Source organism: Acinetobacter stercoris, assembly GCF_900323515.1.
Classification (GTDB): Bacteria; Pseudomonadota; Gammaproteobacteria; order Pseudomonadales; family Moraxellaceae; genus Acinetobacter; species Acinetobacter stercoris.
This window is the reverse complement of sequence record NZ_OOGT01000128.1, coordinates 1-11,288: the sequence shown is the minus strand read 5'-3', so window position 1 is coordinate 11,288 and position 11,288 is coordinate 1. Positions and strand designations below refer to the sequence as shown.

The following is an 11,288-nucleotide window of genomic DNA, read 5'->3' as shown; positions in this document are numbered from 1 at the left end:
TCATAACTCTTAACATTAAAATAAAATGAAGAAAATAGATCTTTGCATCAGTTTTTATCTCTCCTAAAATCCAAGCACCATGCTGAATGAAATCCAGTTTGAACCATTTATATAATATCTATTTAATTTACTGTTCAATTTTTCTAAAAAAAATTATTCTTTATAAAAGAATCTTCCCGAATATATACGGAAAATGAATTATGAAAATAAATAACATATTATTGATATCCCTATGTGTATTGTTCATGGGCTGCAATGAAAATGACCCTGCTGAAATCTCCCAGGATAATCAACAGTATATTCAATGCCGTAATCAGAATATTTCTGATTTAAGCCATGTCATCCCCTGCTATACACAAGCTTTGGCAAAACAGCCTCTCAGTTATACCTTAAAAGAAACACAATCATTATCCAACGATATTACTTTAAAGAAATATGGACTGAACTCTCAAAACTGGTCACCAAATGAATTGGTCAATCCTAAAAAATGGAAACATCAGGTAGAGGTCTATATTCCCCAAAATCCTAAAAACAGCTATGCTCTTGTTGTGATCAATAATGGAACCAATCAGGATTCTGATCAAAACAATAAACCTGCTAATGACTATGATCTATCAACCCTACAAACAATCGCAACACAAACTGATTCCATTGTAATCTCTATCAGTGATATTCCAAACCAACCATTAGTCTATGAAAATGATGCTCAACCACTCAGAGAAGATTATAGTGTAGCTCGTAGTTGGGATATCTTTATGAAAAATCCAGCTCAGTATGAGTTATTACCTGTACATATTCCTATGGCTGCATCTGTCTCCCAAGCAATCCGGCTGGCAAAGCAAGAATTAAAATCATTTGGAATCAAAAAATTTGTGGTGACAGGCGCATCCAAGCGTGGCTGGACAGCATGGTTAACAGCAATGTCGAATCCAGATGTTGAGGCAGTCGTACCTTTTGTATTCAATTTACTCAATACTCAAAAAGGGCTGGAACACATATATCTTTCTTATGGTAAAAACTGGCCAATAGCATTTTATCCATATTATCAATCCAGAGTTGATCAGCAGATCCAGTCCCCCGAGTTTAGCAAATTAATGAAAATTGAAGATCCATTTCAATATCTTGCCTCACCTTATCAAACTCGTCTGAATATAACCCAATATATCATCAATGCCAGTGGTGATGATTTTTATGTTCCTGATAATATGAGATTCTATTTTAATGATTTACCTGCAAAAAAATCATTGAGAGTTGCACCGAATTCTGATCATCATGGAATACTCAATATTGCTGGGCAGTCATTGATTACTTTTATGAGACGTTTTCAAAATCATGAGAACTTGCCAGCTTTAAATGAGCAGTATTTTTCACGATCCTTGTCCATTGCATTTTCGGAACGTCCCATAAAATTGATTCAATGGACTGCAATTAACCCCGATGATCGAGATTTTCGATACGCTTGTGGAATACGTTATACACCTACAACCCTGCAACCAACAAATAACCTCAATGTTTCACTGGTTCCTCCACCTCAAGGATGGAGTGCCAATTATATTGAAGCAACTTTTCAGGATGGTTATGTTGCAACCTCACAGGTCTATATATCACCAGACAATATTTATCCAACCCATGCACCCACTGCCCAAGGAGCAGCATGTCAAAGTATTACTGGACGTGGTTTAAACCAGGATTTTTTAAAAATTAATCAGTAATTATGACAAGGAAAATATATTGTTTATCTTCCTCATTTGAATTTTCTGTTCATCAGATAGGCTACAAAAAGTATTAATTTAACCTGAGTTCGATATAAAATTCTTGATGAAATATGATACACGGAAACGTCATCCGCAACTGTTTGAGGCAGGACTTCTTTTATAATGTATTATTTCTGCGACTTATTGAATACGTTGCTGGTGGCTGATCCAAAACTGGATAAAAACTCAACAAAACCCTGCTAAGATCATTTCTTTTCAATAGGTTAAAGATGTAGTTGCGTCGAACTCGCGTTAATTTAAAAGTCTGATCATTTAGACAGACATATCTACTCAGGTGATTTTTAAAAAATTAAACAATTTAATCAAAGAGTTGTTTTCTAAAAGGTCTTCATAAGTAATATTTGCACCATTCGCTCGCCATAGACCAATTAAACTCACCATAGCCACAGAATCCAGACCATATTCACGTAAATTAACTTCAGGATTGATTTCTAAAGCATCTATATCCAGCTGTTCTGCAATGGCCAATAATATTCCTTTACTTGACATAATCAGGTGAGTTGGTGCACTTAAAGCCCAAAGCCGAGTTAAATTATACGTATTTATATGATGAATATGCTCTTGAGAAATCGTATTTATCCACTGAATATGCTGTTCAGGGCCAGGCAATAAAATTGCATCCTCAACTACACAAATTTTATCCGTCACAGATCGCATATACTGCATAATCTGCTTAAACTGCGGATTGACTAATCCTGTCATGACGAGCTGAGACTCTGGAGATAAATATTGTCCAAGTAACACCATGGCATTTTGGGGTTCTGATGTTTTTAATTCAATAATAGGAATTTCCAAAGCTTTTGCTTTTTTGATCAATTGTCGAATATGTCCATACAATGCACTTTTCTCATAATCAGGTAAAAGCCTTATTTCATCTAAAGCGACAATCAGCAGTAAACTTGAGATCGATTGAAGTGACCATTTTGTCTGACTCGGGTTAAATTCGATTTTCTTTGGAAAAATATAGAACATATGGCTTAATGATTTACTTGGGCTAAAAATTCCTGAATTGCATATTGCGCAATTTCAGCATCCTCAAAAGATTTTACACCTGAAACACCAATCGCACCGACCAGATGTCCTTCATATAAAACAGGTTCTCCACCCTCGAGCATCCCTGAAAACGAATTCATGGTTAAAAAACCCATTTGCCCATTACGGATAATATCTTCAAATAACTTGGAGGGTTTACGGCTAATCGCAGAACATCGGGCTTTTTCAATGCATAAATTTGCCGTCATAGCAGAAGCACCATCCATACGTTTCATAGTGAGCAAATTTCCAGTTTCATCTACTACTGCGATACTGACATTAAAATGACGTTCATCTGCATATTGATATGCTTTATCCAATAAAAACTCTGCATCAGCCAGAGTTAAATAATGCTTTATCTTCATTGTCTGACATCCTTTATTTTCACATGAAAAAACCCGCAATTTAAACTACGGGTTTTATATATTCTATTAAAATATTATTTACTTACTCATTTCTGAAAATGTTTCTCTTGCAGCCTGAATTGTATATTCAATATCTACATCAGTATGCGCAGCAGAAATAAACCCGGCCTCAAATGCTGATGGTGCAAGATTTACTCCGCGATCCAACATACCATGGAAGAATGTTCTGAACGCTTCAATATCACATTTTAGAATATGGTCAAAACTGGTGATTTCAGTTTGATCGGTGAAATAAATACCGAATAAACCACCCGCCTGATTAGTCGTAAATGGGATTCCTGCTTCATCAGCGGCTTTCTGTAAACCAGTCAGTAATTTTTCAAGTTGAGCAGTAAGTTTGTTATAAAACTCAGGCTCACGTAAATGTTCAAACATTTTGATACCAGCACGCATTGCCAATGGATTACCAGACAATGTACCAGCCTGATATACACCACCTAAAGGCGCGATGCATTCCATAATTTCACGTTTACCACCAAAAGCACCGACGGGTAGACCTGCCCCGATAATTTTGCCTAAGGTCGTTAAATCTGGTTTCACCCCATAATAGGCCTGAGCACCACCGAGTGCTACACGAAAACCTGTCATCACTTCATCAATGATAAATACAGATTTGTACTGATCACACTGCTCCCGAATCGTTTCCAGGAAACCTTTCACAGGTTTTACAAGATTCATATTGCCTGCAACAGGTTCTACAATAACCCCTGCAATTTGATCACCATATTTAGCAAAACAAGCTTTAACTGCCTCAATATCGTTATATGGCAAAGTAATCGTATGTTTGGCAAAATCGGCTGGTACACCTTTAGATGTTGGTTCTCCCATAGTCAGCATGCCAGAACCTGCTTTAACTAAAAGCGAGTCTGAATGACCATGATAACAACCTTCAAATTTGATGATCATGTCACGTCCCGTGTAACCCCGGGCTAAACGGATAGCCGTCATGGTTGCTTCAGTACCAGAGTTGGTCATACGAACCAGTTCGATTGAGGGCATGATTTCACAGATAATATCTGCCAGTGTTGTTTCATGAACAGTTGGTGCACCAAAACTTAAACCGTCGACAGCAGCTTCCTGTACCGCCTTGATAATGGCAGGATGTGCATGCCCCAAAATCATTGGTCCCCAGGAACCAACATAGTCAACATAACGTTTACCATCAACATCATATAAATAAGCGCCTTGAGCTTTTTCAATAAAAACTGGCGTACCACCTACACCATTAAAAGCACGTACTGGTGAGTTCACCCCACCTGGAATATGTTTGCTGGCTTGTTTAAACAATTGCTCTTGTTTTGCAGATAAACGCATAAGACTCTAGTACCCTATAAATGAGTTAAAAATTGAAAAATACACACTAACTAAACAGTAGTTTCAAACAACTGTGCCCAAGCATTTACACGTGCTGGAATTTCTTCAACTGATTTTCCTAATATATCACTAATTACTGCGCAAAGGTCTGCACCAGCCTCTAGCACAGCTTTTGAGTTTTCAACAGTTAACCCGCCAATTGCACAAATGGGTAAATCAAACTTTTGCGATGCCTGCTGTAATACTCCCAGTCCAATATTACCGGCTTCCGGTTTGGTTGATGTTGCATAGATCGCCCCAAACGCAATATATGTTGCCCCATCATGGATTGCCTTATCAGCAAGTTCTAGTGAGTTTAGACAAGTACGGCCTATGATGACACCTTGAGGAAGTCTATTCGCAGCATCTGAAATTTCACCATCACTTTGACCAAGGTGTACCCCTAAACCAAACTGCTGTGCCAAGTCTAAATTGTCATTGATTACAAATGGTGTGGAATATTTTTCACATAAGTTTTTAATCTGTTGTACTTCTTTTGCTTGCTCATCTAAAGCAATTTTTTTACGGCGATATTGTAAAATTGTGATCTGCTTTGTCGCTAACGCAGCCTCTAGTTTCTCCAATAACAGATCAATTGGGTCATCATTGGTAATCAGATATAAGCCGCGCATATATTTTCCCTAAAACAAGAAATGATTCGTCAACATAGTATAACGAGAACTTTATAGCAGTTGCAGAATTTAAAAAGCCTAAAGCATTTTGTTTTAGGCTCTAAAATTATGACAACTTCATCAAATGAATGTTTGATGTACTAGAAACGATAACCTACACCAACATAGGTAATTAATGGATCTAAATCAACTTTGGTATTTGCCTTGATGAGTTGATTTCCAGTCTTTGAATCACTGACAATAATAGTCGCTGTATTATGGAAGTCTGGCATATATGTTAAAGAAGCTGTAGTAAACCAACGCTCAGTTAAATCATAAGAAAAACCCGCTGTAACTACAGGTGCAAAAGCATCATCAGTTTTCACTTTAACCACTGGGTTTGCTGATGATTTTCCAGAGTTTTGTAGTGCTTCGCCTGCATTACCATCCAATACGTTTTGTACCATATGTCCAGCATTAATTAAATCTTGTTCAACACCACCATTTAGCTTTAATTTATTGAAGTGTCCATAAACAACTCCAGCCCCAATAAACGGACGAAATTTATTTACACCAGATTTACCAAAGTGATACTTGGCAGTAATTGCAGGTGTCCATGCCGTGACTTCTGCAACTTTTCCATGTCCGCCCAAGTCCGTAATAAGGATATCTTTATTAATTTCAACACCATTGATCAAACTCGGTATAGCCGCTGTGGAGTTCGCAATCGATGATGCTGAAGCAACTATTTTTCCTTTACCTTTAATATCTACTTTTGGAGGTACTCCACCTATCAACTCTAAAGAAACGTGATCATTGACAAAGTAACTCAACGTCAAACCCAAAGTATCTACATCATCAGCCTCAAGCCCAGCATTATTTGACCAGTCTGATATACCATATACATCAGCCTTAGCACTATTCGTAATTAAACTGCTAACGAGATAATCCGGATTTTTAGCTACATTGCTTTTCAGTGATTTAATAACATTTGTTACGAGAATATTATTTGATTGATTTACTACATCATCTAAATTTTTTGAAAGTAGTAGATCAGCACCTTTCAAGTTGTTACCAACACCATAATTTCCACCATTCTCAACAGCAGTATTAATATTCGTTGAATTTGCAGATCCTTGTGGCATGACATGCAACCAGCCAACTGACACAGCCCAACGCTTAAAATCTCCATCGGCATGAGCAAGGTTAGCTGATAAAACAAATACTACTAGTGCAGCAGATTTAAAAAAATGACGCATATTTCATTCCATTTGAATACAATAATTTTTTTTATGATTTCAGCGGATCCTTTCCGAAATCTAAATACAATTATTAAAATAATAACTCTATAAATCAATCTAAAAAATTAAATTTCTCTTTCTGTCTTTTCAAGAAATCAATGCAAAAAACAACGAATTTGCTTAATTTATAAGGCTTATATGATATTTTTTGCCAATTCTCTGATCAAACCGTTTGTCTATTTTTCACCCTTATATTATATCAAATAGTAAAAAAGCATACCGATTTTCATAGATATGCTTTTTGCAAAAAATCGTGATTTTAGTTAACTTTCAATTTTATCCAGACTTCTATCCTTTAAACTTAGATTTCCTCGTAAGATATCTGAAAACATTCGCCAATCTGAAATAAAGCTAAACAATGGCTGCTTAAAACTGGCAGGTTTATTTTTCTCAAATACAAAATGCCCTACCCATGCACACGCATATCCAGACACCAGACCATAAATGATATATTTTGCCTGACGTTTACGAATCGCCTTAGACCAAAAATATAATCCAAGCGAACTACCTGCGATATGCAAACGACGACTTGTAATATTTCGGTGTTCAGTTAAATAAAAACGGTAAAATTCAGAATAATTTTGAATAGGTAGCTGGAATCGTTGAGGTTCTGGCAATTCTGGCTTTGGTTCCACAAGCGCATTCATTTTCACTTTCTCCTTATATTTTTTTAAATAGACTATAGGAGATTCTGGATAATTTAAAGTCAATTTCTGTCAACAATGTTTCAAATTAAATGCCCCATGTATCTGGATTTATCAATGAAGCTTTCGTATTTTATCAATATCGTTATAATTCGTTTTATTTGAACGATTTCAAAATCAAAAAACATAGAGAATAGTACAGGTCTCTTAGCAGTTTTAATCTTTAATTTAGGAAAAGTACAATGCTCGAAGTTGAGTTGAAATTTCAAATTCCAGAAGCGAGACGCAGAGCGGTTCAAAAAACACTTGAATCCAAAGATACTGAAACAATTCAATTAAAAGCAAAATACTACGATACTACTGACCATTTACTCTCTAAAAATGGTGCGGCATTGCGACAGCGTTTAGAAGGTACACATTGGGTTCAAACACTTAAAGCAGCAACCAAAACACATATTGCGCGTTTTGAGCATAATCATGACTTAGGTGAACAAGATAGTTCTCCTGCACTTGATCTGGAAATTTATAAAAACAATGCTCAGGCAACAGAAATTTTAAACACCGCATTAGGTGATCAGGCTTCAGACTTAAAACTACAATTTGAAACTGATATTACCCGCACTTCGAAAATCATTCATTTTAATGATGCCGACATTGAAGTGAGTTTAGATATTGGCGAAATTCGTACAGAAAATACCAAACATGATGTTTATGAAATCGAGTTTGAACTTAAACAGGGTTCAGCAGAATCTTTATTGGCTTTTAGTTTTGAATGGGTCAAAAAATATCATCTCTGGCTAGATGTCCGTAGCAAAGCGGAAATCGGTAATCTACTGGTTTTAAACCATAAAGTCAGCCCAGCAAAAACAGCTAAGGAATTCATCTTTAATAAAAAGAATTCAGCTGATCAAAATCTACGCTCACTTATTTCAGACCAACTACAACATTTATTACCCAATATCGCTGCAATCTCAGCACAAGTTGCAGAACAAGAGCATATTGACCAAGCACATATTGCACTAAATCACTTACACCTTACACTCTCTATATTGAGAGACTGGAGTGAAGATATTGTTGATAAGTGGTCAGTTCAACTTGCTGCGTTTAAAAGTCATTTTGAAAATTTAAGACATTTTGAACACATGCAAAACACTCTAAGCACGTTATTGCAAAATCCAAATACAGCTTCGAGTTTAAGCAAAGATATTCTCTACGCAAAAGAAAAATTATTTAATCTGGTCTGCTCTACCCAGAACGTACAACATTTTCTACAACTTCTTATATTTAGCTTGGGACAGGCCAAACAGCCTCAAAAGCATGATTTAAAATGGTATGCACAAAATACCTTGCAGCATCAATACAAACAGCTCCAAGATGCACTAAATAATGCCGATATTTCTGATTTTGAAAGCCTGGATGAACTTGCTAAACATTTAAATGAATTAAAGTTTAGTTTCCCATTGTTAACCAATATCTACGATGTTAAAAATCTGCAAAAATACGGTAAAGCACTCAACGAAGCTCAACATGCTGCTGAACAATATCAGGTACTCGCTTCTTCGGCATCGTATCTCCAAGAGACTGAACTCGAAGCCAGTGACTGGTTTGCACTAGGCTGGCTAACTGCTAAACAGGAAAATTATGCCCAAGTCTTTCTGGATGCTACAGAACAGTTTTTACTCAGTCGTAAGTTCTTAAAATAGTATTTTTACTCAACATAAACCTGCACTTTTTGTCTACTAATTATTCTTTAATTTATTTTTCAAGAAGTGCTTCAACTTTTTCTAAAACAAATAATTCAAAAGAAAACAAATACTTTCATTTTTATGTAATTTATCTATAATAAAAAAATTCCTATTTTTGAATAAAATATGAGCAATAAAGATGAAATTGAAAACAATAATATTCCAGGCTCCAAAAACCTTTCAGCAAAAACTGAAACAGGCACTGATTAACGAGGGTGCATCTATCAATAGTAAAACCCTCAAATATTATGACTCAAACGAGCTCGATTTATACAAACTGAACATTTTCTGTCATTCGTATCAAGATAATTCACAACAATTTCATAATATTAATATTCCAAAATTGTCTTTTAGTGAAACATTTCAACTNGAAAGCATTCTATCAAAACAATTTAGCCTTCTGTCATTTTTAGAAGGAGTCAAAGACCATAAGTCTCTCCGACAAGTATTTAAAAACATAAAAAGTAAAGATAAAATCCTACTGACACAAATATTTGAAACCACGATAAATCATCTAACTCACCTATTCCAATTTCAGGATACTGGTATTGAAATAAATATTCGAACTTCACAAATAATTGAACCAAAGCAAGGCTTTGAGCTATTTGAAGTTTCTTTTTCTTTTATTGAGGGTACTTATACCCGATTTATCGAATTTATTAAAAACTGGATAGAAAAATACCATTTATATTTTTATCAATATTCTAGCATCGAACAGAGTTTCGACCTCTTAACTGCACATATTCCAGCAGTCTGCTTCCAGACAGTTTTAAAACTCTCTCCCGATAGCTCAAAAGATGCAACTATTCGTAAAATTGTTGAAAACTGTCTTGAGCATTTATTACCTAACATATCAGCCATCAGTATTGACCAGTTTTCAGCAGAACATATCCATCAAACACGTGTAGCAATAAGGCGTTTAAGAAGTGCTTTGCAAAGCTTTTCAGACTGGTCGAATGATATTGATCCTTCCTGGAAGGCACAGTTAGCAAACTTATTCCGTGCCTTTGGCTCTACACGTGACCGTGACGCAATCAGTGAAAGCCTCTTACCTAAATTGGAAAAAATAGGAGCACCACATCTTGAACTTCCGAAATCATCTGAAAGCTCAAATAAAATTTTAAAGTTAATCCGCTCATATCCAACACAACAACTGCTATTAGATTTAATTGAATTTTGCCAAAACCATACAGAATCAACTGAAAAAGATGATCTGAAAAAGTCCGCCTTGAAGCAAATCACTCATTTACATCATCTGGTGTGTAAAAATGCCGAAAAATTTCTTGAACTTGATATAGAGGAAAAACATCAGATTCGTAAACGTATTAAAAGATTACGTTACAGTCTGGAATTCACCTCATCATTATTTACACCCAAAGAAGTTGCATCTTACCTTAAGATTTTAAAACCGGCTCAAGAGGCATTGGGACAATTCAATGATCTTTGTGTTGCTGATACTATGTTTAAGAGCATGGTCGAAAAAGAGCCGAAACTATGGTTTTCTTTAGGTTGGATAGCATCTGAACAACAGCATATCTTAAATCTGATACAACAAAATCTAATAAAACTTGCCCAGTTTAAGTTTAGGGATCATTAATCTGTTGAACTGGTTCGATATGAAGTAAATCATCAAAATTAATGACCTGATCTGCATATCTGAGCATATAAGGCGCGTGTGAAATAATAAACAGGCTTTGTACTTGTGTTTTTATATATTGGATCAGTTCTATTCCTGTGACCTCATCTAAAGCAGCAGTTGGTTCATCCATGATCAGTAATTGCGGTTTTTTGAGTAAAGCCCGAATAATACTCAAACGTTGCTTTTCTCCACCAGAAAAACTTTTGTATATTTCATTTAAGTCAGAATCAAGTGTAATTTTATTTTTAGTTAAAATCTCACTGAGTTTAAAACGATGTAATAAATCCAGTAAAAACTCATCATTATATAAATATGGGCTATTATAAATTAAGTTTTGTCGAAGTGTTCCTGAATAAACAACGGGATGTTGAGTAACGACTGCAAGCTCATCAATGATACCTGTCGAGAACTGTTGAGTAATATCAATATTTTTATAAAATAATGCCCCAGCATTGACTTGTCTCAAGCCTGTCATATATTGAATAAATGTGGTTTTACCAATCCCGGTTTGTCCAATGACAACATAACATTTATTTTTTTCGATTTTAAGGTTAAAATTTTTAATAATATGTTTACCGAGCTGAATCTGTGTATCCTTAAAATAGAAAAAAGTATTCTGATCTATAATTTCCTGCTGTGTTAGTTTTTCATGTGGTAGTTTTAAATATTGATGTAATTTCTTGATCGCAATAAAATCTCCTCTTAATCCAATTACATTATGTGAAACCACTAATAACGGTAATGTCAACTCTATAATATAAGT

General features: G+C 35.3%; 10 protein-coding genes. 3 read left to right on the top strand and 7 right to left on the bottom strand.

The features are described from left to right. The first annotated feature begins 245 nt into the window (after positions 1-245). Positions 246-1,712, top strand: coding sequence for a PhoPQ-activated pathogenicity-related family protein (locus KPC_RS12935; protein ID WP_213065898.1), 1,467 nt, complete (start codon positions 246-248; stop codon positions 1,710-1,712). Between the two features lie 333 nt (positions 1,713-2,045). Here the strand turns inward: KPC_RS12935 and KPC_RS12930 are convergent, their stop codons facing one another. From KPC_RS12930 to KPC_RS12905, 6 genes are all read right to left on the bottom strand, one after another. Further along, entirely contained in the window at positions 2,046-2,747 is a 702-nt protein-coding gene (locus KPC_RS12930) for a phosphopantetheine-binding protein (protein ID WP_121974775.1), read from the bottom strand. A gap of 5 nt (positions 2,748-2,752) precedes the next feature. Further along, positions 2,753-3,172, bottom strand: coding sequence for a GlcG/HbpS family heme-binding protein (locus KPC_RS12925; RefSeq protein ID WP_121974774.1), 420 nt, complete (start codon positions 3,170-3,172; stop codon positions 2,753-2,755). Positions 3,173-3,250: 78 nt separating this feature from the next. Then, positions 3,251-4,546 (bottom strand): glutamate-1-semialdehyde 2,1-aminomutase, encoded by a 1,296-nt coding sequence (hemL, locus tag KPC_RS12920; RefSeq protein ID WP_121974773.1) that lies wholly within the window; start codon positions 4,544-4,546, stop codon positions 3,251-3,253. A gap of 50 nt (positions 4,547-4,596) precedes the next feature. After that, positions 4,597-5,217: a thiamine phosphate synthase gene (gene thiE / locus KPC_RS12915; protein WP_121974772.1), complete on the bottom strand. Its 621-nt coding sequence runs from the start codon at positions 5,215-5,217 to the stop codon at positions 4,597-4,599. A gap of 140 nt (positions 5,218-5,357) precedes the next feature. Beyond that, positions 5,358-6,455, bottom strand: a complete 1,098-nt coding sequence (locus tag KPC_RS12910) for an OmpW/AlkL family protein (RefSeq protein ID WP_121974771.1) — start codon at positions 6,453-6,455, stop codon at positions 5,358-5,360. Between the two features lie 305 nt (positions 6,456-6,760). Continuing rightward, the gene (locus KPC_RS12905) at positions 6,761-7,144 is read right to left on the bottom strand and encodes a DUF962 domain-containing protein (protein ID WP_121974770.1); all 384 of its coding nucleotides are present in this window, start codon (positions 7,142-7,144) and stop codon (positions 6,761-6,763) included. Between the two features lie 239 nt (positions 7,145-7,383). Here KPC_RS12905 and KPC_RS12900 point away from each other — a divergent pair, with 239 nt between their 5' ends. After that, on the top strand, positions 7,384-8,844 hold the full coding sequence (locus KPC_RS12900; protein ID WP_121974769.1) for a CYTH domain-containing protein: 1,461 nt from the start codon (positions 7,384-7,386) through the stop codon (positions 8,842-8,844). A gap of 181 nt (positions 8,845-9,025) precedes the next feature. Further along, a complete protein-coding gene (locus KPC_RS12895; RefSeq protein WP_121974768.1) occupies positions 9,026-10,483 on the top strand; it encodes a CHAD domain-containing protein in 1,458 nt (485 codons plus the stop codon). Here KPC_RS12895 and KPC_RS12890 read toward each other — a convergent pair. Next, positions 10,470-11,288 (bottom strand): ATP-binding cassette domain-containing protein (locus KPC_RS12890; protein ID WP_121974767.1); only part of this gene is annotated, 819 nt, incomplete at its 5' end. The genes KPC_RS12895 and KPC_RS12890 overlap by 14 nt on opposite strands.